The following is a 22,277-nucleotide window of genomic DNA, read 5'->3' as shown; positions in this document are numbered from 1 at the left end:
TGAATGTAGCTCGTGCAAAATGTATCGGAAGAAGGATAAGAGAAAGACATCGAAATGATTCTTTTTCAGTAATTAAGAAACATATCGATGTCTTTTTTCATTAAGATGTTTGATATCCGTTTAAACAGTTCTTCTTTTTCTCAAGACGATTACAATTGCAGATGCTGCTATGAGCAGAGCTGCCAGAGGTGCTGTTGCCTCAGCAGGGTCTCCGGTTTTGACTACGGAAGAAGCATTTGCAGTGTTAGCTACATTTTCCACAACAGCAGTTGAAGTACTGGTATTCTGTCCATTTGTATTCTGCCCGGCGAAGCCCTGAGAACCATTGCCTTGTCCACCCTGATTGCCAGAGGATGGTGAAGCGACTATCGGGAAATGATAACTATCTGTGAGATTGCCGTAACCGTTTAAATTATCTTCGAAACCGTTGCAGCTCACATCGATGCATAGGTGTGTATTATCACCGATTGATTCGGCAGGGAAAGTTATCGTACCTTTGATTGTGACGGATGCCTTTGGGGCAAGACTTTGAATCACTGCATCAGGACTGGCTATCGTTACTCCATCCATTGCTTCGTAATCGATGATTGCATTCCAATGATAGAGTTCTGTGAAGAAATTCAGCCCTCCGGCTGTAACCGTGATATCTTTCAACGAAGAATCCGTATTATTTGTAATCGTTACAGCAAATGGGTAAGGGGTTCCGGCAACTGCTTCGTTGATTGGATTCCACTGAGTCAGTTCGATAGAAAAGATCTGCTGGATTGTAAGGTCAAAGAAATTCCATCCAATGATATCAGACTCTCCAGAGGCATCTGTCTCAGGATCTACATAAGTACCATATAAGTCAACTTCACCGAGGGATTCTCCTGGGTAGGCATCTGAATTGATTGTTACGGGTACTGTTACTGGCTCCGTGTTCTCAAGATTAATCGTAATATACCCATCTTCGTCTGTAGTTCCCATGGTGGAGGTAAATGGTCCGCTGATAGCAAGATAGAGATCTGTGTAACATTCTACTGCTTCGGAATCGATCGTAAAGGTAAGATTCAATTCGCTTCCAGCCATGATTGCATCTTCAGGTACACCAGTAACAGAGATGATGGATTCTTCTTCCTCCTCTTCCCCTTCAGCAAAAACAGGTAAGGTGATCATCATACTGCAGGCCACTGCCAATGCCAGTGACACCCCACATAATTTTCTCATCCATTTTTTCATATATGTGTTTCTTCCTTTCTTAGAATGATAGAGATATTCATACATGATAGAAGTCTAGCATTTCTAGGTTTTCCCATCAATAAGGTGAAATTTAACATTTTTATTATCAATTGATTTCTGGCGTTGGTGTCCCTGTAGGTCTTCCGGATACGAATAAAGTTATAGTAGCAGGAATGTGTGTTGGAGGGATGTGAATTTACACACGTCAATGTGCGAATGTTATCTGGAGGATGAAGAATGAATCATTTATATACTACAGAGGGGGTTCTTGAGCTTGCGAGGGAGTGCCTTCATATGGGGATGCAGGAGCGCCCGGAACTTGAGTGGCTTAAGGAGAGGCATGTGCGGGTTCGCTGCAAATATCAGCTTAAAAGCAAGCAGGAAACGGATGCTTTTCTCTATGAGCGTATGTATGGACGTGCACCGGCAAAAGATTCAGAAGCTTTGAAGATACGATATTGGCGGACCGGCAGATATATGCCGGCGAACCGGGAGCAGTGTCTGCGATTGGGGAAGGCTTTGGAGCTGTTGCCGGAAGAAATGGCTTACTTACTGCAGAATTACTATGACCGGTGTCTGGATGTCTATGATGCGTCAATGGATTTGTCGGATGTCCGTTACCAGGAAAAGAAGGATTGTATGAAGAAATTGGCAGGGACATATATCCAAAATGCATCACCGAAGAGGATGATTTGTCTGAACATTTCACTGGAAAATCCACAGGCCTGTCTGAGGCATCTGTACTTTACGGATGCATTTCATTATATAGATACGGTTGTTCCGGCGGATTCTGATATTCTGCTACGGCATATTACCAGTACAAGTTATGAATCGGAATTTGCAAGACAGATGAAATTATTAGGTGAGATTCCAAGAAAGACCATGCTGCGGCATCTGATTATCTTTAATCTGCCACAGCTTACATTGGACATAATAAATCAACAACTTGCATTTCTGGGGTATCTTCCGCTTTGTGAAGAACATACCATGGCCGGCGCAGAGCGGCTGGACTGGCTGCTGATTCGTATCATTCAATTGTATGAAGCGTTATGTGATAAAACAGACGAAGAAAAGAGTCTTGCATGGTTTCAAAAGACCTGTCGCGTGCTGGATCGGTTTTTTGTCGAGGAAAAGGAGCCAAAGATGCGCTTTATGCATTTTAAGGCATTGGATCTGCAGTTGTGAGATGGCTGGTCTGTTATTCGGTTTATGAAAATGTGGAAAAATGGGCTTTTATTCTCTGGCATATCTTGACATCAAAGCCTTCGTTATGCTACGATTTTTATTACGGATAAATATGTAAACGCAGTGATGAAGAGAGTATGCAATAGGAAGTTCTACAGAGAATTCCCGGGGATAGAGATCCGAAGGCTGAGAGGGATGGATGGAATATGGCAGAAGATGGCTTTGGAGCGGCGTGGATGAGCGAAGTAAGAAGTGCGAGGCGCACAACATCGTAAGTTCATGAAGGGAACCGCCCTTTACAGCGGCAGGATGTTTTCGACACCCAATAAGGCTTTCTGTCGTGAGGCAGGAGGTAAACAGAAGTGGTAACACGGGATTTCTCGTCTTCTCTGAATCTTCCGGATATAAGATCTGGAGGAGTCAGAGAAGGCGTTTTTTATTCTATATGATTCATAAAATAATCTGTAGGATGATCTGATGGGGTATTTTGTGGGGCATTTTGTGGTGGCCATAAAGTAGAAGAGAGAACATCTGCGAAAAAAACCGTCTTGTGCGTCAGACATATTTATGAACAATGAAAAAGGAGAGGGAATTATGAGCGATAAACCAAAATATTATATCACAACGGCGATTGCCTATACGTCCGGCAAACCGCATATTGGAAATACCTATGAGATCGTGCTGGCAGATGCAATTGCACGTTACAAACGCAGCCAGGGATATGATGTGTTTTTCCAGACCGGTACCGATGAGCACGGCCAGAAGATTGAGCTGAAAGCGCAGGAGGCAGGCATCACACCGAAGGAATACGTTGATAATGTGGCAGGAGAGATTAAGAGAATCTGGGATCTGATGAATACTTCTTATGATAAATTTATCCGCACAACGGATGAAGACCATGAGAAACAGGTTCAAAAGATTTTCAAAAAATTATATGACCAGGGAGACATTTACAAAGGATCTTATGAAGGTCTGTACTGTACTCCTTGCGAGTCTTTCTGGACAGAGTCACAGTTAGTAGACGGCAAATGTCCGGACTGCGGACGAGAAGTAAAACCAGCCAAGGAGGAAGCATATTTCTTCAGAATGAGCAAATACGCAGACCGCCTGATTGAGCATATTAATACACATCCGGAATTCATTCAGCCGGTATCCCGTAAAAATGAGATGATGAACAATTTTCTGCTTCCGGGACTTCAGGATCTGTGTGTGTCCAGAACCTCCTTCAAGTGGGGAATTCCGGTAGATTTTGATCCAAAACATGTTGTCTATGTATGGCTGGATGCGCTGACCAACTACATCACCGGAATCGGATACGACTGCGACGGCGACAGCACAGAGCAGTTCAAGAAGAACTGGCCGGCAGACCTGCATCTGATCGGAAAAGACATTATCCGCTTCCATACCATTTACTGGCCAATCTTCCTGATGGCACTGGATCTGCCACTTCCGAAACAGGTATTTGGTCATCCATGGCTTCTGCAGGGAGACGGAAAGATGAGTAAATCCAAAGGAAATGTGCTTTACGCTGACGAACTGGTAGATTTCTTCGGAGTAGATGCTGTACGTTACTTCGTACTCCACGAGATGCCATTTGAAAATGACGGCGTTATCTCCTGGGAATTGATGGTAGAGCGTATGAACTCTGACCTTGCAAATACATTAGGAAACCTGGTTAACAGAACCATTTCCATGACCAATAAATACTTCGGCGGTGTAGTGACCGACAAAGGTGTTGCTGAGACAGAAGAAGAAAAGGCAGTAGATGCCGATCTGAAAGCAGTAAGAGACAATACACCAAAGGCAGTAGATGCCAAGATGGAGAATCTTCGTGTGGCAGATGCCATTACCGAGATCTTCACACTGTTCAAACGCTGCAACAAATACATCGACGAGACCATGCCATGGGCATTGGCAAAAGACGAAGCGAAAAAAGACCGTCTGGAGACCGTGCTTTACAACCTGATTGAAAGCATCAAAGCAGGCGCAAGACTTCTGGAATCCTTCATGCCAGAGACATCCGAAAAGATCCTGGCACAGCTTGGCGACGGCAAAGTAACCGAAAAACCGGAGATCCTCTTCGCAAGACTGGACATCAATGAAGTCATGAAAAAAGTAGAAGAACTTCACCCACCGGTAGAAGAAGAGCCAGAAGCTTCCGCAGAGGAAGAAGAAGTCATCGACATCGAAGCAAAACCAGAGATCACCTTCGACGACTTCGGGAAGATGCAGTTCCAGGTCGGAGAGATCATAGCCTGTGAAGAAGTTCCGAAGTCCAGAAAACTCCTGTGCTCACAGGTAAAAATCGGGAGCCAGGTAAAACAGATCGTATCCGGCATCAAGGCACATTACAAACCAGAAGAAATGGTCGGCAAAAAAGTCATGGTACTTGTAAACTTAAAACCAGCCAAATTAGCAGGCGTGCTGTCCGAAGGCATGCTCCTGTGCGCAGAAGACGCAGATGGCAATCTGGCATTGATGACACCAGAAAAAGACATGCCCGCCGGGGCGGAAATTTGTTAATTTGGGGACGTAGACCTTTTTAAAAGGTCTACGTCCCCAAATGAAAAATGTGGTGTACCTTTTTGTAAAACGGGGTGTACCTTTTTGAAAGAAAGAGAGAGGTTTGAAGGAATTATGGAGAAAATTAGAATTGGTATTGTAGGTTATGGTAACATCGGCAGAGGTGTGGAGCTTGCGATTGCGCGCAATGAGGATATGGAGCTGAAAGTGGTATTTACACGAAGAGATCCGGCGAGTGTGCAGATTCACACAGAAGGTGTGGCTGTAAAGCGTTTCGATGACATGCTGTCGATGAAGGATGAGATTGATGTGATGGTCCTTTGTGGAGGTTCTGCAACGGATCTTCCGGTTATGGGTCCTGAGATTGTGAAGAATTTTAACACCATTGATAGTTTTGACACGCACGCAAAGATTCCGGAATATTTTGCCAATATGGATCGCGAGGCAAAGGCTGGCGGCAAGATCGGAATCATTTCCGTGGGATGGGATCCGGGTATGTTCTCGCTGAATCGTCTGTATGCAGAGTCCATTCTGGTGCAGGGAAGTACGTATACATTCTGGGGCAAAGGTGTCAGCCAGGGACATTCTGATGCGATTCGCCGTGTGCCGGGAGTGAAAAATGGCATCCAGTACACAGTTCCGATTGAAGAGGCAGTTGACCGTGTCAGAAGCGGAAGTGAGCCGGAGCTTACTACAAGAGAAAAGCATCTCCGCGAATGCTATGTGGTACCGGAAGAAGGCGCTGATCTTCAGGCAATCGAAGAAGCTATCAAGACCATGCCAAATTATTTCGATGAATATGATACCACGGTAACATTTATCACTGAAGAAGAATTGAAGGAAAATCACAGCAAGATGCCGCACGGCGGATTCGTTATCCGAAGCGGTGAGACTGGCAATGCAGGCAATAAACACGTTATCGAGTATTCTCTGAAACTGGACTCCAATCCAGAATTTACCGCAAGCGTCTTAATTGCCTATGCAAGAGCAGCTTACAGACTGTCACAGAAAGGTGAAAGCGGTGCAAGAACCGTGTTCGATATTGCACCGGCAATGCTGTCGATGAAGACACCAGAAGAGTTACGTGCAAAATTGTTGTAATTTGAAAAGGGGACAGGGTAAATTGAAAAAGGGACAGGGAGATTTTAATCTGGGACGGAGGAAAACTCAAAAACCCCCGTCCCCAATGATCTTTGATTCGCATGCGCATTATGATGATGAGCAGTTTGATGACGACCGGGAGGAGCTTCTTGGTTCTATGGCGTCGCTTGGTGTTGGCACGATTGTGAATGTGGGAGCGTCTTTGCGAGGCTGCGAGAGGGCGATGGAGCTTGCGAAGCGGTATCCGTTTGTCTATGCGGCGGTCGGGGTGCACCCGGATCATGTGGGCGATCTAAATGAGGAGACATTTGCCGTGCTGAAAGGCTGGTGCCAAGATGAGAAGGTGGTCGCAGTTGGTGAGATTGGGCTGGATTATTACTGGGATGTAGAGCCGCGTGAAGTGCAGAAAGAGTGGTTTGTCCGGCAGCTGGAGCTTGCGAGAGAGCTGAATCTACCGGTGAATATTCACAGTCGGGATGCGGCTGAGGATACGTTCGTGATCATGAAGGAACATGCGAAGGGGCAGGAAGGAATCATTCATTGTTATTCTGGGTCAAAAGAGATGGCGTTGGAATATGTGAAGTTAGGATTTTATATAGGGGTCGGAGGAGTTGTCACTTTCAAAAATGGCAAGAAGTTAAAGCAAGTAGTAGAAGCGGTTCCTCTGGAATCTATCGTATTGGAGACCGATTGCCCGTATCTTGCACCGGAACCAAACCGTGGCAAGCGTAATAATTCTTCTTATATCAAATATGTTGCAGAAGAGATTGCAAGATTGAAGGGGATGACCGGTGAGGAGGTCATAAAACAGACTGAAATAAATGCAAAAAAAGTGTATGGACTGGATGACTAGTCCATACACTTTTTTACTCTTATAGAAATTGATATGCCAAAGGATGATTCATCGGTAAGACTGCGACCAGTTCATCTTCCGCCAGAAGATATGCTTTATATTTCTGTACCCACCAGAACCAGCAGGTCCACCAGAGTCGGCAAATATAAAGACCCGGGATGCCGCACTTTGCAATGATGAAGAATGTAATTTCTTCAGAGAATTTTGTTAATGAGAATAAAGAAGATGAGCACTAAAAATCAATCTCGGTAACGATCTGACCCGAACCATTGCAGAGAACGGTGTCGTAAGGAATCCCGAGATAATAGTGCAGACTGGTGCGGTACAGCTCCAGTTCATAATATGAATTCAGATATTTTCCATTTCGCATCTGGCAGTCATCCACAATTTCTCTGGCCAATACCTCCTCTTTGATTGGAAAAAGACGGTTGATGACAATTGTCAGATGCGTTTCCGTAAGATTGGAAGAAGTAAAAATGGTAGAATGCATGACTTTGTAAGGCTGGTTTTCAAACCAGACGAAAAACAGCAGAATAAGCATAAATACAATGGCCGTAAGCCGTATCTTTCGTTTCAATATCTTCACTCCCTTGTGGATAATAACAGGCACTGTATCTTATTACAGTGTAAATTAATATATCTATTTTTTCAATGGAAATATGGGTATACTTAACACAAAGAAATGGCATGGTGTTGAGTATGAGTAAGATAGTGATTGATTTGGAAAGAGTTCTGGCAGAAAAAGGTGTCAGCAAAACACAACTTTGTTATATCTGCAGGCTGCAGCGGACACAGTTGAACAACTACTGTAAGAACAAGGTTGTCCGTGTCGATTTGAACACAATTGCAAAAATCTGCGATTGCCTCGAATGCGATGTAAATGACATTTTAAAATTGGAAAAAGAAGAAGTATAGCGGCCGCTGCCTGTTACAGGCAGCGGTTGTTTTATACTGTCTTTCATAGAAAAATAAAATATTTTGTAATTTCTTCTTCCCTTTATAGTAATTTTAGTGTATGATAGTAAATGCACTAGATATAGTGCGCAGGTAAATAATTAAAACAATATTTAGTACAAAAGTGAGGACGAGTATGAGAATAGACGTAAAAACGAATGTAATTAAGCGAAATGGGGAAGAGGTATATTTTGACCTGACAAAGATTATCAATGCGATCAAAGCAGCGAACAATGAGGTGGACAGGATCCATCAGATGAATGAATATCAGATTATGGCCATTGCGGACAATGTTGCGGATCAGGTACAGGAGTCTACACATGCGGTTCATGTAGAAGATATTCAGGATATGGTAGAGCGCGGCATTATGGAGATGCGTGGCTACGAGGTGGCACAGAAGTATGTCCGCTATCGTTTTAAGCGAGAGTTGACTCGTAAGTCTAACACGACAGATAATGGAATTCTGTCTTTGATCGAGAATATTAATGAGGAAGTGAATCAGGAGAATTCCAATAAGAATCCGGTGATTAATTCTACACAGCGTGATTACATGGCCGGAGAAGTCAGCAAGGATTTGTCAAAGCGTATACTTTTGCCGGAAGAGATTGTAAATGCCCACGAAGCTGGAATCATTCATTTCCATGATTCTGATTATTTTGCGCAGAAGGAACACAACTGTGATCTGATCAATCTGGAGGATATGCTGCAGAATGGTACAGTCATCAGTGAGACGATGATCGAGAAGCCGCACAGCTTCTTTACGGCTTGTAATGTAACGACGCAGATCGTGGCACAGGTCGCAAGTAATCAGTACGGCGGACAGTCATTTTCACTGGCACATCTGGCACCGTTCGTAGATGTCAGCAGAAAGAAGATCCGTAAGAACGTCATTGCAGAGCGGGAAGAATGCGGCGAGAGTATGGATGAACAGATCATCGATAAAGTAACTGAGCGCAGATTAAGAGACGAGGTAAAGAGTGGAATCCAGACGATTCAGTATCAGTTGATCACGTTGATGACCTGTAATGGTCAGGCGCCATTTGTTACGATGTTCATGTATCTGGATGAGGTGGAAGAAGGACAGACCAGAGACGACCTGGCAATGATCATTGAAGAAGTGCTGAAGCAGAGAATGCAGGGCGTGAAGAATGAAAAAGGCGTATGGATCACACCGGCATTTCCAAAGCTGATCTACGTGCTGGATGAGGATAATATTACGGAAGATTCCAAATACTGGTATCTGACAGAGTTATCTGCACAGTGTACGGCAAAGCGTATGGTGCCGGATTATATTTCCGCTAAGATTATGAAGCAGTTGAAAAAGGGAAATGTATACACATGTATGGGCTGCCGTTCTTTCCTGACGGTCGAAGAGAGTCAGAAGAATCCGGACGGTTCTTATAAGTTCTACGGACGTTTCAATCAGGGTGTTGTTACGATTAACCTGGTGGATGTGGCATGTTCTTCTGAAGGAGATATGGATCGGTTCTGGAAGATTCTGGATGACCGTCTGGAATTATGTCATCGTGCACTTCGCTGCAGACATGAGAGACTTCTGGGAACCGTATCAGACGTTGCCCCGATTCTGTGGCAGCATGGTGCACTGGCACGTCTGAAGAAAGGTGAGACCATTGATAAATTATTATATAATGGATATTCTACGATTTCATTAGGCTACGCAGGCCTCTATGAGATGTGTATGCGTATGCTTGGCAAGTCACATACAGATCCGGAAGGAAGAGTATTTGCCCTGAAGGTTATGCAGAGACTGAATGATAAGTGTGCAGAGTGGAAAGCAGCAGAGAATATCAGCTATTCTGTATACGGAACGCCGATGGAATCCACCACTTATAAGTTTGCAAAATGTCTTCAGAAGAGATTTGGAATCATCAAAGGTGTTACAGATAAGAACTATATTACAAATAGCTATCATGTTCATGTATCCGAAGAGATTAACGCGTTTGACAAGCTGGAGTTTGAAGCTGATTTCCAGAAATTGTCTCCGGGCGGAGCAATCAGCTATATCGAAGTACCGGATATGCAGCAGAACATTCCGGCAGTGCTGTCCGTAATGCAGTTTATCTATGATCATATCATGTATGCAGAGCTGAATACCAAGAGTGATTACTGTGAAGTATGTGGTTATGACGGAGAGATTCTGATCAAAGAAGATGAATGTGGCAAGCTGATCTGGGAATGCCCGAACTGCGGTAATCAGGATCAGGATAAGATGTCCGTGGCAAGAAGAACCTGCGGTTATATCGGAACCCAGTTCTGGAATCAGGGAAGAACCCAGGAAATCCAAGACCGAGTACTTCACTTGTAAAAGGAATCTGATGTTATGAATTATGCAAATATTAAGAAATATGATATTGCAGACGGCCCAGGGGTGCGGGTGTCATTGTTTGTATCAGGATGCCGGCACCATTGTAAAGGATGCTTTAATTACGAAGCATGGGATTTCGAGTATGGAAGGTCATACACAGCCGAGACAGAGGCTGAGATCCTGGAAGCCTTAAAGCCAGGCTATATCGCCGGGCTTACCCTCTTGGGCGGAGAGCCCTTCGAGCCGGAGAATCAGGCAGAACTTGTAAAACTGCTCCGGAAAGTCCGGGAAACCTATCCAGAGAAAAGCATCTGGAGTTACACCGGATACGTCTACGATAAAGACCTGGTGCCCGGCGGGCGGGCATATACCGATGTGACAGACGAGATGCTGTCCTATCTGGACGTGCTGGTAGATGGGCCGTTCGTAGAAGAACTGAAAGATATTACACTACAGTTTAGAGGCAGCAGTAATCAGAGAATTATCAAAATGGATAAAAAAGGGACGTAGTATTTTGCAAAAATACTACGTCCCCTTTTGCATTTTGCCCTGTACCCAATTGAGCGATTATCTTTTTTTTCTATATTGTGATGGGGTCATCCCGTATCGTTTCTGAAAGATCTTATAGAAATATCCCTTATTATGATACCCGACAATATCGGCAATTTCTTCCACGCTTTTTGGGGAGGTGGTCAGTAGGTGTTCTGTCTTTTCCAGGCGGATTTTCTGCACGTAGGCGGAATAGGTCATGCCGGTCTTGGCTTTGATCAGGCGGTTGAAATAATCTTCCTGATAATGGAAGGTGTCGACTAACTGTTGAATTGTAATGTCGGCAGAATGCTGCTGGATGTATTCGGAGACTTCTTCGAAGATGATCCAGTTCATGGTCTTGCGCTGTTCTCTGGATAAGGAGAATTCGTATGTGGTGCTGAGCAGGCGGAAGATGCGAAGCAACAGGCCTTTGCAGATGTAGCGGGAGCCGATGGTGTTGCTGCATAGTTCTTTTAGCAGCAGGTACAGGCAGTCTTCTAATGCTTCGGTGGCATCAGCGCCCGGACGGAAATGTAGATATTGTTGTACATCTTTTTGCTTCAGCAGTGCAGATTGAAGAAAAGATATAATTTTCTGAGTAGTTACATTTTCATCCATGATCTCTGCAAACATATCGTTAGCAATCCCGAGAAACAGAATGATGGCGGGCTGATCCAGCAGATAATCCTGGTGCAGACAGTTCTTGTCGATCAGGCATAGATCGCCTTTTGCGAAAATGATATCTTTACCAAGAATTCGCTGGCGAAATTCTCCTTCTACTACGTAGGTCAATTCGATGTAATCGTGGGTGTGAAGTTGTGTCTTCTCGCCGGAAGAAAAAGGAAGCTGATAACAAAAGGGTGAAGGAGCAGGCTGCATTGTGGCGTAAAGATTCTGTGCAGAATCAATGTTCCAGCACAGGGCGAAGATTCGGTCCTGCTTTAGTAATGGGTAAGTCTTTACTTCCTGGACGGACTTGGAATATTCTGGACAGACGAGTCTGGGACCAAGTTTATGGTCTGCAGGAAGAAGACCCTGGTCGGAAGAAGTAACCTGCTGGCATAAATCGGAAAGCATCAAAGTGATATCCTCCTGTCTGTGATATAGAAAATGGCAGAGCTAAAAATCAGGGTGTGGCCTGATAGTATATGTCAATTATAGCACAGATAGGAGCGAAGGAAAATGAATTACAGGTCGGAATAGGTAACTTTGGGGAGAAATCGACAGAGTTATGAAATTGCGGAAAACTTCCGCATTTTCTTATAATAAAACCAGAAAATGACATAGCACGTATCGATTACATCAATCAGAAAACGAAGAAAAGGAGAGGAGACATATCCGTGTCATGCGTATCGCAGACAATATGAGAAATGTTGCAGTAACAGAAGGCGACAAAGTAGAAGCGCAGATCAGATTTGGCTGGGAAGTGGATGCTTATCCGGTCAATGAGATTGTGGAAGCTGTCAATGCAGTATCTCAGGCAGACATTGACACACTTGTGGAAGAATATTATGATAAATATGAGATTCTTCTGGAAGGCAGAGATGCGAAAGAATTCCGTGACCATGTAGCTGTTCAGGCCGGAATCGAGATTGGATTTGAGAGATTCCTGGAGGAAAAGAACTATCAGGCAATCGTAACTCATTTCGGAGATCTTGGTGGATTGAAACAGCTTCCGGGACTTGCCATCCAGAGACTGATGGAAAAAGGATACGGCTTTGGAGCAGAAGGTGACTGGAAGACCGCTGCCATGGTGCGTGTCATGAAGATTATGACAGAAGGAATGAAGGATGCGAAGGGAACTTCATTTATGGAAGATTACACCTATAATCTGGTAGCTGGAAAAGAAGGGCCGGCAGTTGCAACATCCTTGATTGACCTTGGCGACAGATTCCGCCTGATCATCAATAATGTCAATTGCAAGAAGACTGAGAAACCAATGCCAAAGCTTCCGGTGTCAACGGCATTCTGGACACCGGAACCGAACCTTCAGACGGGTGCCGAAGCGTGGATTCTGGCAGGTGGTGCACACCATACAGCGTTTTCTTATGATCTGACTGCAGAGCAGATGGGCGACTGGGCTGCATATATGGGAATTGAAGCAGTCTACATTGACAAAGATACGACCATCCGTCAGTTTAAGAATGAACTTTTGTGGAACAGTGTAGTATTTCGTAAATAATAAGAAGAGGTAGGAAAAGATGCTTGAAAAATTAAAACAAGAAGTATATGAAGCGAATATGCTTCTCCCCAAATACGATCTGGTAACATTTACCTGGGGAAATGTAAGTGGTATTGACCGAGAGAGTGGCTTGTTCGTCATTAAGCCGAGTGGAGTAGAATATGAGAAGCTGACACCGGAAGATATGGTGGTTGTGGATCTGGACGGTAATAAAGTAGAAGGAAGATATAATCCGTCTTCCGATACTGATACCCATGTTGTTCTTTACAATCGCTTCCCGAACGTAGGAGGAATCGTACATACGCATTCTTCATGGGCAACGAGCTGGGCGCAGGCCGGAAGAGGAATTCCATGTTATGGGACGACCCATGCGGATTATCTCTATGGGGAGATTCCTTGTGTGAGAAATCTGACAAAAGAGGAGATTGAAGAAGCATACGAGAAGAATACGGGAATCCTGATTGCAGATGAATTTGAGAAAAATGGACTGGATTACGCTGCGACACCGGCGGTATTGTGTAAGAATCATGGACCATTTACCTGGGGAAAGGATGCCCATGAGGCAGTACATAATGCAGTGGTTCTGGAAGAAGTGGCGAAGATGGCAGCACGCTGTGAGATGATCAATCCACAGAATCAGCCTGCGCCGCAGGAACTGCAGGATAAGCACTATTATAGAAAACACGGCGCGAATGCTTATTACGGGCAGCCGGGGAAATAAAAAATAAGAGGAGGCTAATGAACATGAGTGATGTAAAGCAATTGATCGAGAGCGGAAGAGCATTTCTTGGAATTGAATTTGGCTCTACGAGGATTAAGTCCGTATTGATCGATGAGAATCACAATCCAATCGCATCTGGAAGTCACAGTTGGGAAAATCGTTTCGAAAATGGTATCTGGACGTATACGCTCGATGATATCTGGACAGGTTTGAGAGATAGCTACAGAGATCTGGCAGAGAATGTGCAGAAAGAATATGGAGTTGTGATTAAAAAGCTTGGAGCAATCGGCTTCAGCGCGATGATGCACGGATATATGGCATTTGATAAGGAAGGAAATCTTCTGGCGCCATTTGCAACCTGGAGAAATAGTAATACAGGTGCAGCGGCTGAGGTTCTGATTGATCTGTTCCAGTATAATATTCCTCTGAGATGGAGTATCGCACATCTGTATCAGGCAATCCTGGATGATGCAGATCATGTAAAGGATATTACCTATATGACGACACTTGCAGGATACATTCACTGGAAGATGACGGGAGAGAAAGTGCTGGGAGTTGGCGATGCTTCCGGTATGTTCCCGATTGATATGGCAACCGGAGATTATGACGAAGAGATGATTCAGAAGTTCGATCATCTCGTGGCAGATAAGAATTATCCGTGGAAGATTCGAGAGATTCTGCCAAAAGTGCTGGTGGCAGGAGAGGCAGCCGGAGTCTTGACGGAAGAGGGAGCAAGACTTCTGGATGAATCTGGCAATCTGGAAGCTGGAATTCCGTTGTGTGCACCGGAAGGAGATGCAGGAACCGGAATGGTAGCGACCAACAGCGTTGCCAAGCGCACCAGCAACATTTCCGCAGGAACATCCTTCTTCTCTATGGTAGTACTGGAGAAGCCATTGAAAAACCTGCATACAGAGATTGACATGGTTACGACACCAGACGGAAGCCTTGTGGCAATGGTACACTCCAATAACGGAACCACTGACCTGAACGCCTGGGTAGGCCTTTTCAAAGAATTTGCAGACAGCATCGGTGCAGATGTAGGCATGGATAAGATGTATGGTACCCTTTATAACAAAGCGCTGGAAGGCGATGTTGACTGTGGAGGAATCCTCTCTTACGGAAATTATGCAGGAGAGCCAATTACAGCGGTTGAAAAAGGAAGACCGATGGTAGTAAGAACCCCAGAGAGCAAGTTCACCCTGGCAAACTTTATGCGCTCCCATCTATATACAGCGTTAGGCGTCATCAAAGTCGGAATGGATATCCTCACCAAAGAAGAAGGCGTAGAGATTGATACCGTCCTGGGACACGGCGGATTGTTCAAGACCAAAGGCGTAGGACAGAAAGTCCTGGCAGATGCCATCAATACACCGGTTGTAGTCATGGAGACCGCAGGAGAAGGCGGCCCCTGGGGAATGGCAATCCTTGCGGCATACATGGTACAAAAAGAAGAAGGCGAAGCATTGGGCGATTATCTGAATCATAAAGTATTCGGCGAAGATGCAGGCTCAAGAATCGATCCAGACCCAGAAGGAGTGGCAGGATACGAAGTATTCATGGAAAGATACAAAAAAGGTCTGGATATAGAGCGGAAAGCATGTGAAGAACTATAAAAAGGTAAAAAGGGGACGTAGTATTTTTGCAAAATACTACGTCCCCTTTTGTAAAATGCCCTGTACCTTTTTGCACATATTTAGCGGTTGTTTCATATTTGTGTTTCAAAATGTTAACAATTAGTTTGCATTTTCATCACATTTTCATCACAGATTCTGGGTATACTATAATTGTTCTAAGGAACAACACTTAAATTCTTTTTCATAACTTTTTCCTCAGGGCTGCACTCCTCCCAAACATGCAGTCCTATTTTATTGCTTATATGTAACTATGTATATCTGACATAAAAAATCGTCGCTTCGAAGGCAACGATTTTTGCATTTTATACTGTTCTTATACTGTTGTATATAGATCGATACATTGTCCGGTCATGACCAGAGGTGCATCGGTCAGTAAGTAGACGATGGCGTTGGCTACATCTGTGGCGCTTCCCATAACCGCATCATCCTGTCCGACGGAGTGATTATATACGCGCTGTCCCGGAGTGTCGACGATTGCCGGTGCTACTGCATTGACTTGGATGCCGTATTCTTTGGTCTGGATAGCGGCTGTCTTGGTCATGGTGACGATGGCGCCTTTGGCGACAGAATAAGCACCCATCTGAGATGCAATTCTTCCCATTCTGGAAGAAACGCTGACAACTCGTCCGCTGCCCTGCTTTATCATTACTGGCAGAACATGCTTGAAGCAGAAGAATGGAATCTTGATGTTGGTCTTGATGATCTGATCCCATTGTTCTTCGGACCACTCCCAGAGTTTGATTGCCTGATGCTCAATGTTCTTATAGATTTCCTTTGGATATCCGCCGGCATTATTGACCAGAATGTCGATCCTTCCGTATTTTTCTACTACAGTATCTACCATAGCCTGGACTTCAGCCTCTATGGTAAGGTCGTGGGACAAAGAGATTGCCTTTCCACCGTTATCTTCGATCATTCTTACTGTTTCATCCAGGTCTGCCTGTGTTCTTGCGACAGCAACGACGGTGGCACCTTCAGCGGCGACAGCCAGTGCGGCTTCACGTCCGATTCCCTTTCCGGCGCCGGTTATGATGGCGATTTTTCCTTCTAATTTCATGATGATTCCTCCATATTATATGTTTTGATCATATTGGTTAAAAAATTCAATGGTTGCAGGGTATATATAACTGGAGCCGATATCATGCAACAGGATAATATTTAACTTGTTGTTCAGATTTTTCTTGTCAAGAGCAATTGCTGCGGTCAGATCTCGAAGCGGCAGATTGCACGCATGAGGCAGACCATATATATCCAATACTTTTCGTATGCGGTCAGCGGTTCCGGAGGCGGTCAGACCCTGGGCTTCGGCCAGCAGCGTGAGCTGGTACATGCCGATGGACACGGCCTCTCCATGGCTTTCTCTTCCATAGTTAAAATGTTGTTCGATGGTATGTCCGAGCGTATGTCCGAAGTTCAGGAGCATACGTTCGCCAGTGTCGAATTGATCGTGTTCTACAACCACGCGTTTGATATCTACGCATCGTTGAATGATGGCAGGCAGTTCTTCTTTCAGATCATCAAAAGAACTGTGCGATTCCAAGGTGTGGAATAATTGTGCATCTTTGATACAGCCGTATTTGATAACCTCTCCCATACCATCGCTGATAAATCGTTCCTCCAATGTGTTCAGTACCAACGGATCAATGAGTACCAGTGCGGGCTGATAGAATGCGCCAACCAGATTCTTTCCTTGTGGCAAGTCTACAGCGACCTTGCCGCCGACGGAAGAATCTACCTGTGCGAGAAGTGATGTTGGAATCTGTACCAACTTGACACCGCGCAGGTAACTGGATGCGGCAAAACCAGCCAGATCACCAATGACGCCGCCGCCAAGTGCGATGACCAGATCACTCCGGGAGATCTTGGCGTTAAGCATAGCACTGTAGACGCCGGGGAGTGTCTGGAAATCTTTTGTGGCTTCTCCGTGAGGAAGTACAACATGGTGGCATTCGTAACTGTCTGATAGTCCGGCAATGAGTTTCTCTCCATAGAGAGGAAATACATGATCATCTGAGATGATCATGATTCGTTTGCCAGAGAACACGTCAGCGATATAAGAAGCGGCCTGGGACAGGATGTTATTTTCAATATAGATGGGATAGCTGTTTTTTCCCAGATTCACGGTTAACTTCATAGGTTACTCCTGATTATGACATCTGCTTCCCGATCACTTTGGCAATCTGGGAAACTTCTTTGATAAGGGTATCGTATTTGGCGGGTTTTAATGACTGCGCACCATCACACAGCGCACATTCCGGGTCATTGTGGACTTCTACCATGAGTCCGTCTGCGCCTGCAGCGATCGCAGCCTTTGCCATTGGTTCTACAAGCCACCATTTACCGCCGGCGTGGCTTGGGTCTACGACAACAGGGAGATGTGTCAGTCTGCGGAGCACCGGAATGCTCTGGAGATCCAGAGTATTTCTGGTGTAAGTTTCAAAAGTACGGATTCCGCGTTCGCAGAGGATGACATTTTCATTACCGGCAGCCATGATATATTCTGCGGACATGATCCATTCTTCATAGGTCGCGTTGAGACCTCTCTTTAAGAGAATCGGACGGTCAAGCTGTCCTAACTGCTTTAAGAGATCGAAGTTCTGCATGTTGCGGGCGCCAATCTGGATCAGATCGACTTTTTCGTTGAAAACATCCAGATATTGTGGGGACATCAGTTCTGTTACGATTGGAAGACCAGTTGCAGCTTTGGCTTCACATAAGATGTCCAGACCTTCCAGTCCAAGGCCCTGGAAAGAATAAGGGCTGGTTCTAGGTTTGAAAGCACCGCCTCTTAATAAATTAGCACCGGAAGCTTTGGCAGCCTTTGCAATCTCCAGAACCTGGTCAACAGATTCGACAGAGCAAGGACCGGCAATCAATGCCAGATGACCGCCGCCGACCTTAACACCAGATACATCTACGATGGAGTCTTCTGGATGGAATGCACGGTTCGCCAGTTTGTAAGGTTCTTGAACGTGCATAACCTTATCAACAGCCTTGTCTACTTCAAAGAGTTTCGGGTCAACCTGCGTTGTGTCCCCAATACATCCGATGATGGTCATCTCAGCACCTTCCACAACATGAGTGTCCAGACCCTTCCTCTTGATCAATTGCTCGACACGGGACAAGTCATCTTTCGTCGCGCGTGGTTTTAATACAATAATCATAGTACTCCTCCATATATTTCAATACTTGTCAGATTGTCTAAATATTCACACTGTAAAACTTTAACTGTTTAAAGTGCGAAAAACTAATGTTATACTAACGCATGAATATTTGAATGTCAACACTTTTTTGGAAAATATTTTATAATCTGTGGTACACTACATATATAATAGTAGAAATAGAATTCCTATAAGATCGTCAAAAGTGCAGGAGGCAATTATGGTAAGAGTCTGGATGGCAGATATCACCCCATTATTAATAGAAGAAACATATCGGACATATTATCGAGAACTTCCCGAATGGCGTAAGGAGAAGGCTGACAGGCATCATCATCTGATTGACCGGGCACAAAGTGTAGGAGCGTGGAGTCTGTGGATGCGGGTAAAAGAACGGTATGGTTTACTCGATGAGGTTGTCTATAATCTCTCTCATTCGGGAAATTATGTGCTGTGTGCGTTCAGTGATACGCAAGGAGCCAAAGTAGGGTGTGACCTGGAAGTGGTCAAGGACTTGCGGGAAGCGGTGGCAAGGAGGTTCTTCTGTCAGGCGGAATATGAGCACCTGATGCAGACTGAGGAGCAGGAGCGGACACGACGATTCTTCCGGTATTGGGTGTTGAAGGAGAGCTTTCTGAAGGCAACTCGGCGGGGCATGGCGCTGGATACACGTTCATTCGAGATTGGATGGGATGAGAATGACAGCCCTTATCTAAAAGATCAGCCGGAAGAATTCCCAGAGAGATATTATTATCAAGAGTATCATAGGGCCAATGTGGATGCAGGGATTGCAGTCTGTACCACGGATCCAGAGATTGATAAGCAGCTTTATCTATTAGAATTGTAAGGAGTGGATGTGATGAAAAGACTTCGGACAAGGTGGGCAGACCGAGTAGATGAGAATCATGTGTTAGAGGAATATCCAAGGCCACGGATGGAACGAGACAGTTATGTGAATCTGAACGGGCGTTGGGACTATGCTATTACCAGAGAAGGAACCAAACCAGAGGTATATGATGGCACAATTCTGGTGCCTTTTTCTCCAGAAGCAGATCTTTCGGGAGTGAACCGCCAGCTGCAGCCGACAGAATATCTCTGGTATCATCGGGCACTGCCCGGGCAAGTGCAGCCGACAGAAGGAAAACGGTGGCTGTTGCATTTTGGTGCGGTAGACCAGTATGCGGTCGTGTATGTGAATGGAAAGCTTCTGAAAAGACATCTGGGAGGATATCTGCCTTTTACTGTAGATGTGACGGAGGCTTTGTCGGATACAGCGAATGAGTTGCTGGTGATGGTGCAAGATTACAGTGATGCTTCTTATTATAGTAGGGGCAAACAAAAGCTGAAGCGCGGAGGTATGTTTTATACGGCGCAGAGTGGAATCTGGCAGACAGTATGGATGGAAGAAGTGCCGCAGCAATATATTACGGACATTATCGTCACACCTCTTTATGATCAGAATGCCTTGCAGGTCAAGGTGACGGCTTCTCAAAAGGAATTGGCAGAAGAGGTGACGATTACCGTATCGTCTGAGGAAATGCAGCCACTTCAGGTGACCAAAGGGGTGGGAGAAGAGATTCTGATTCCGCTGTCGCAGGCACATCCCTGGAGCCCGGAAGATCCATTTCTATATAATATAGAAGTGCAGATGGGAGCGGATCATGTGCGAAGCTACGCTGCCATGCGAAAGATTAGTGTGGCAAGAGATCCGAAAGGAATTCCAAGAATATTTTTGAATAACCAGCCGTATTTTCAAAAAGGGGTACTGGATCAGGGATATTGGCCGGAGGGGCTGTATACACCGCCTTGTGATGAGGCGATGATCTACGATATTCAGACAATGAAAGATCTGGGATTCAATATGCTCAGAAAGCATCTGAAGATTGAACCGCAGCGGTGGTACTATCACTGTGACCGCCTGGGAATGTTGGTGTGGCAGGATATGGTCAATGGAGGGAATCCATACAAGGCCTGGCATGTGACGTACCTGGCGACTGCAATGGAATTCTTACATATAAAAATGAAAGATTCCTATCTGTGGCTGCTGGGAAGGAGAAATGAACGCGGACGGCGTCAGTTTGTGGAAGAGATGCGAAGAACCATCGAGCATCTGTATAGCCATCCGTCCATTGTAACCTGGGTCATCTTCAACGAAGGATGGGGGCAGTTTCATGCCAATGCAGTGACGAATATTGCAAGAGAGATGGATCATACAAGGCTGATCGATCAGGCCAGCGGATGGTTCGATCAGGGAGGTGGTGATATTCACAGTATCCACGATTATTTCTTCCCATTGAAAGTACACTCGGAGACCAGAGCGACGGCATTGACGGAATTCGGAGGATTCTCCTGGCGGATCCCAGAACATAGTATGTACCAAAGTGTCTATGGATATCGTGTGTATACGTCAAAGAAAGAATTGAACAGAGGTTATCGAGAACTGATAAAGAAAGAAATACTTCCCAACATCCCACGAGGATTGTCGGCAACCATCTACACCCAGTTGTCTGATGTGGAAGAAGAAGTAAATGGAATCCTGACCTACGATCGAGAAATTGTGAAAATTGACGAGGGGGACGGGGGTTTTTGAAAAAAACCCCCGTCCCCGTTTCGTACTATATTCTAAAATTGAAGTCTGCGTAAGCAGAAGAGCCATGTTCGTGTACATCCAGACCATCGATCTCTTCCTCGCGGGAAACTCGAAGTCCGATTGTCTTGTCGATTAACTTGAATACAATGAATGCCATTACGAGTACATACAATGCTGTTGCGCCAACACCAATCAGCTGTGTTACAAAATCACATCCGTCTCCAAATACTCCGGTAAGGATCGTTCCAAGGGCACCGCAGACACCGTGAACGCTGATAGCACCAACTGGATCATCGACTTTTACTTTCTGGTCGATAATCTCTACGGAGAATACGACTACGATACCAGCGATGATACCGATGATGATTGCTTCCCATTCACTTACTACGTCACATCCTGCAGTGATTGCAACGAGACCGGCAAGAGAACCGTTGAATGTCATAGATACATCAGGCTTACCATAACGAATCCAGGTTACGATCATCGCGAGTAAGGTTGCTGCAGCGGCTGCAAGGTTGGTTGTCATAGCGATATGTCCAAGGCTTGTTGTTGCAGCGGTTGTAGAACCACAGTTGAATCCGAACCAGCAGAACCACAGGATGAATACACCAAGCGCTGCAATTGGAAGGTTGTGTCCCGGAATCGCTTTTGCTTTGCCATCTTTGCCGTATTTTCCAATACGAGGTCCAAGGATCATGGCACCAACAAAAGCACAGATACCGCCGACCATATGTACTGCAGTAGATCCGGCAAAATCATGAAAGCCTAACTCTGATAAGAAACCGCCGCCCCAGATCCAGTGACCAGATACTGGATAGATGAAGATACTGATGGCTGCACTGTATGCCAGGTAAGCTGCGAATTTTGTTCGCTCAGCCATGGAACCAGATACGATGGTTGCAGCTGTTGCGCAGAATACAGTGTGGAAGATGATGAATACTCCGATTGGAAGTCCGTTAAACATTCCATCTGCATCTGCCAATGTGGTAGGATTAAAGAATCCTTTGATTCCAACGATTCCGTTCCAGTCATTTCCGTGCATCAGAGCAAATCCGAAGACGAAGAAGAGTAAACTTCCAAGAACGAAGTCCATCATATTTTTCATTAAAATGTTACCTGTGTTTTTGGCCCTGGTAAAACCGGCCTCACACATTGCAAAACCAGCCTGCATAAAGTATACGAGAATTGCACCGATCATGGTCCACATAATGTTCATGAGCAGGCCAGATGCTTCCGCCACATCCATGCCATTTTCTATTAAAGTTGCTAAATCCATAAAATTACCTCCTAAGCTTCTG

General features: G+C 45.1%; 18 protein-coding genes and 1 pseudogene. 12 read left to right on the top strand and 7 right to left on the bottom strand.

Annotated elements, in window-relative coordinates; all coding sequences use genetic code 11:
- Positions 1 to 120: 120 nt before the first annotated feature.
- Positions 121 to 1,218, bottom strand: coding sequence for a hypothetical protein (locus JQM81_RS05170; protein ID WP_235232471.1), 1,098 nt, complete (start codon positions 1,216 to 1,218; stop codon positions 121 to 123).
- 237 nt (positions 1,219 to 1,455) lie between these two features.
- On the opposite strand from JQM81_RS05170, the gene JQM81_RS05165 reads away from it, so the two are divergent.
- The 4 genes from JQM81_RS05165 (at position 1,456) to JQM81_RS05150 (ending at position 6,880) form a co-directional block, all read left to right on the top strand.
- The gene (locus JQM81_RS05165; protein ID WP_235232470.1) at positions 1,456 to 2,403 is read left to right on the top strand and encodes a hypothetical protein; all 948 of its coding nucleotides are present in this window, start codon (positions 1,456 to 1,458) and stop codon (positions 2,401 to 2,403) included.
- Positions 2,404 to 2,997: 594 nt separating this feature from the next.
- Positions 2,998 to 4,926 (top strand): methionine--tRNA ligase, encoded by a 1,929-nt coding sequence (gene metG, locus JQM81_RS05160; protein WP_235232469.1) that lies wholly within the window; start codon positions 2,998 to 3,000, stop codon positions 4,924 to 4,926.
- A gap of 114 nt (positions 4,927 to 5,040) precedes the next feature.
- Positions 5,041 to 6,027, top strand: a complete 987-nt coding sequence (locus tag JQM81_RS05155) for a diaminopimelate dehydrogenase (RefSeq protein WP_235232468.1) — start codon at positions 5,041 to 5,043, stop codon at positions 6,025 to 6,027.
- An 85-nt stretch (positions 6,028 to 6,112) separates the two neighbouring features.
- Complete coding sequence (locus JQM81_RS05150) at positions 6,113 to 6,880, top strand: TatD family hydrolase (protein WP_235232512.1); 768 nt, start codon at positions 6,113 to 6,115, stop codon at positions 6,878 to 6,880.
- A gap of 232 nt (positions 6,881 to 7,112) precedes the next feature.
- On the opposite strand, the gene JQM81_RS05145 is transcribed toward JQM81_RS05150, so the two are convergent.
- The gene (locus JQM81_RS05145) at positions 7,113 to 7,457 is read right to left on the bottom strand and encodes a hypothetical protein (RefSeq protein WP_235232467.1); all 345 of its coding nucleotides are present in this window, start codon (positions 7,455 to 7,457) and stop codon (positions 7,113 to 7,115) included.
- Positions 7,458 to 7,579: 122 nt separating this feature from the next.
- Here JQM81_RS05145 and JQM81_RS05140 point away from each other — a divergent pair, with 122 nt between their 5' ends.
- The 3 genes from JQM81_RS05140 to nrdG all read left to right on the top strand — a co-directional run bounded on the left by JQM81_RS05140 (position 7,580) and on the right by nrdG (position 10,670).
- Positions 7,580 to 7,795, top strand: a complete 216-nt coding sequence (locus tag JQM81_RS05140; protein WP_235232466.1) for a helix-turn-helix domain-containing protein — start codon at positions 7,580 to 7,582, stop codon at positions 7,793 to 7,795.
- Between the two features lie 175 nt (positions 7,796 to 7,970).
- The gene (gene nrdD / locus JQM81_RS05135) at positions 7,971 to 10,160 is read left to right on the top strand and encodes an anaerobic ribonucleoside-triphosphate reductase (protein WP_235232465.1); all 2,190 of its coding nucleotides are present in this window, start codon (positions 7,971 to 7,973) and stop codon (positions 10,158 to 10,160) included.
- Between the two features lie 15 nt (positions 10,161 to 10,175).
- Positions 10,176 to 10,670 (top strand): anaerobic ribonucleoside-triphosphate reductase activating protein, encoded by a 495-nt coding sequence (nrdG, locus tag JQM81_RS05130; protein ID WP_235232464.1) that lies wholly within the window; start codon positions 10,176 to 10,178, stop codon positions 10,668 to 10,670.
- Between the two features lie 57 nt (positions 10,671 to 10,727).
- On the opposite strand, the gene JQM81_RS05125 is transcribed toward nrdG, so the two are convergent.
- Entirely contained in the window at positions 10,728 to 11,768 is a 1,041-nt protein-coding gene (locus tag JQM81_RS05125) for an AraC family transcriptional regulator (RefSeq protein ID WP_235232511.1), read from the bottom strand.
- Between the two features lie 247 nt (positions 11,769 to 12,015).
- Here JQM81_RS05125 and JQM81_RS13785 point away from each other — a divergent pair.
- From JQM81_RS13785 to JQM81_RS05110, 3 genes and pseudogenes are all read left to right on the top strand, one after another.
- Positions 12,016 to 12,873, top strand: a pseudogene (locus JQM81_RS13785) (L-arabinose isomerase family protein); the annotation flags it as partial.
- A gap of 19 nt (positions 12,874 to 12,892) precedes the next feature.
- Positions 12,893 to 13,594, top strand: a complete 702-nt coding sequence (locus JQM81_RS05115; RefSeq protein ID WP_235232463.1) for an L-ribulose-5-phosphate 4-epimerase — start codon at positions 12,893 to 12,895, stop codon at positions 13,592 to 13,594.
- A gap of 23 nt (positions 13,595 to 13,617) precedes the next feature.
- The gene (locus JQM81_RS05110; RefSeq protein WP_235232462.1) at positions 13,618 to 15,210 is read left to right on the top strand and encodes a xylulokinase; all 1,593 of its coding nucleotides are present in this window, start codon (positions 13,618 to 13,620) and stop codon (positions 15,208 to 15,210) included.
- Between the two features lie 334 nt (positions 15,211 to 15,544).
- Here JQM81_RS05110 and JQM81_RS05105 read toward each other — a convergent pair whose 3' ends face one another.
- Genes JQM81_RS05105 through aroF form a run of 3 tightly spaced genes read right to left on the bottom strand, consistent with a single transcriptional unit; the run spans position 15,545 to position 18,395 of the window.
- On the bottom strand, positions 15,545 to 16,288 hold the full coding sequence (locus tag JQM81_RS05105) for an SDR family NAD(P)-dependent oxidoreductase (RefSeq protein ID WP_235232461.1): 744 nt from the start codon (positions 16,286 to 16,288) through the stop codon (positions 15,545 to 15,547).
- A 15-nt stretch (positions 16,289 to 16,303) separates the two neighbouring features.
- Positions 16,304 to 17,365 carry a 3-dehydroquinate synthase gene (aroB, locus tag JQM81_RS05100; RefSeq protein WP_235232460.1) on the bottom strand — a complete coding sequence of 354 codons (1,062 nt, stop codon included), beginning with the start codon at positions 17,363 to 17,365 and terminating at the stop codon, positions 16,304 to 16,306.
- A gap of 13 nt (positions 17,366 to 17,378) precedes the next feature.
- Positions 17,379 to 18,395, bottom strand: a complete 1,017-nt coding sequence (aroF, locus tag JQM81_RS05095) for a 3-deoxy-7-phosphoheptulonate synthase (protein WP_235232459.1) — start codon at positions 18,393 to 18,395, stop codon at positions 17,379 to 17,381.
- A 217-nt stretch (positions 18,396 to 18,612) separates the two neighbouring features.
- On the opposite strand from aroF, the gene JQM81_RS05090 reads away from it, so the two are divergent.
- On the top strand, positions 18,613 to 19,236 hold the full coding sequence (locus tag JQM81_RS05090) for a 4'-phosphopantetheinyl transferase family protein (protein ID WP_235232458.1): 624 nt from the start codon (positions 18,613 to 18,615) through the stop codon (positions 19,234 to 19,236).
- Positions 19,237 to 19,248: 12 nt separating this feature from the next.
- Positions 19,249 to 20,979, top strand: coding sequence for a glycoside hydrolase family 2 protein (locus tag JQM81_RS05085; protein ID WP_235232457.1), 1,731 nt, complete (start codon positions 19,249 to 19,251; stop codon positions 20,977 to 20,979).
- A 25-nt stretch (positions 20,980 to 21,004) separates the two neighbouring features.
- Here the strand turns inward: JQM81_RS05085 and JQM81_RS05080 are convergent, their stop codons facing one another.
- Positions 21,005 to 22,255: an ammonium transporter gene (locus JQM81_RS05080; protein ID WP_235232456.1), complete on the bottom strand. Its 1,251-nt coding sequence runs from the start codon at positions 22,253 to 22,255 to the stop codon at positions 21,005 to 21,007.
- Between the last annotated feature and the right edge of the window lie 22 nt (positions 22,256 to 22,277).

It is taken from the genome of Faecalicatena contorta (assembly GCF_021531895.1).
Lineage (GTDB): Bacteria > Bacillota > Clostridia > Lachnospirales > Lachnospiraceae > JAFBIX01.
Note: the sequence above shows the minus strand (reverse complement) of the source record. Positions and strands in the feature narration are given on the sequence as shown.

Coding starts and splice junctions, on each gene's coding strand:
- JQM81_RS05170 (WP_235232471.1), bottom strand. CDS start 1,218: ATGAAAAAATGGATGAGAAAATTATGTGGGGTGTCACTGGCATTGGCA.
- JQM81_RS05165 (WP_235232470.1), top strand. CDS start 1,456: ATGAATCATTTATATACTACAGAGGGGGTTCTTGAGCTTGCGAGGGAG.
- metG (WP_235232469.1), top strand. CDS start 2,998: ATGAGCGATAAACCAAAATATTATATCACAACGGCGATTGCCTATACG.
- JQM81_RS05155 (WP_235232468.1), top strand. CDS start 5,041: ATGGAGAAAATTAGAATTGGTATTGTAGGTTATGGTAACATCGGCAGA.
- JQM81_RS05150 (WP_235232512.1), top strand. CDS start 6,113: ATGATCTTTGATTCGCATGCGCATTATGATGATGAGCAGTTTGATGAC.
- JQM81_RS05140 (WP_235232466.1), top strand. CDS start 7,580: ATGAGTAAGATAGTGATTGATTTGGAAAGAGTTCTGGCAGAAAAAGGT.
- nrdD (WP_235232465.1), top strand. CDS start 7,971: ATGAGAATAGACGTAAAAACGAATGTAATTAAGCGAAATGGGGAAGAG.
- nrdG (WP_235232464.1), top strand. CDS start 10,176: ATGAATTATGCAAATATTAAGAAATATGATATTGCAGACGGCCCAGGG.
- JQM81_RS05125 (WP_235232511.1), bottom strand. CDS start 11,768: ATGCTTTCCGATTTATGCCAGCAGGTTACTTCTTCCGACCAGGGTCTT.
- JQM81_RS05115 (WP_235232463.1), top strand. CDS start 12,893: ATGCTTGAAAAATTAAAACAAGAAGTATATGAAGCGAATATGCTTCTC.
- JQM81_RS05110 (WP_235232462.1), top strand. CDS start 13,618: ATGAGTGATGTAAAGCAATTGATCGAGAGCGGAAGAGCATTTCTTGGA.
- JQM81_RS05105 (WP_235232461.1), bottom strand. CDS start 16,288: ATGAAATTAGAAGGAAAAATCGCCATCATAACCGGCGCCGGAAAGGGA.
- aroB (WP_235232460.1), bottom strand. CDS start 17,365: ATGAAGTTAACCGTGAATCTGGGAAAAAACAGCTATCCCATCTATATT.
- aroF (WP_235232459.1), bottom strand. CDS start 18,395: ATGATTATTGTATTAAAACCACGCGCGACGAAAGATGACTTGTCCCGT.
- JQM81_RS05090 (WP_235232458.1), top strand. CDS start 18,613: ATGGTAAGAGTCTGGATGGCAGATATCACCCCATTATTAATAGAAGAA.
- JQM81_RS05085 (WP_235232457.1), top strand. CDS start 19,249: ATGAAAAGACTTCGGACAAGGTGGGCAGACCGAGTAGATGAGAATCAT.
- JQM81_RS05080 (WP_235232456.1), bottom strand. CDS start 22,255: ATGGATTTAGCAACTTTAATAGAAAATGGCATGGATGTGGCGGAAGCA.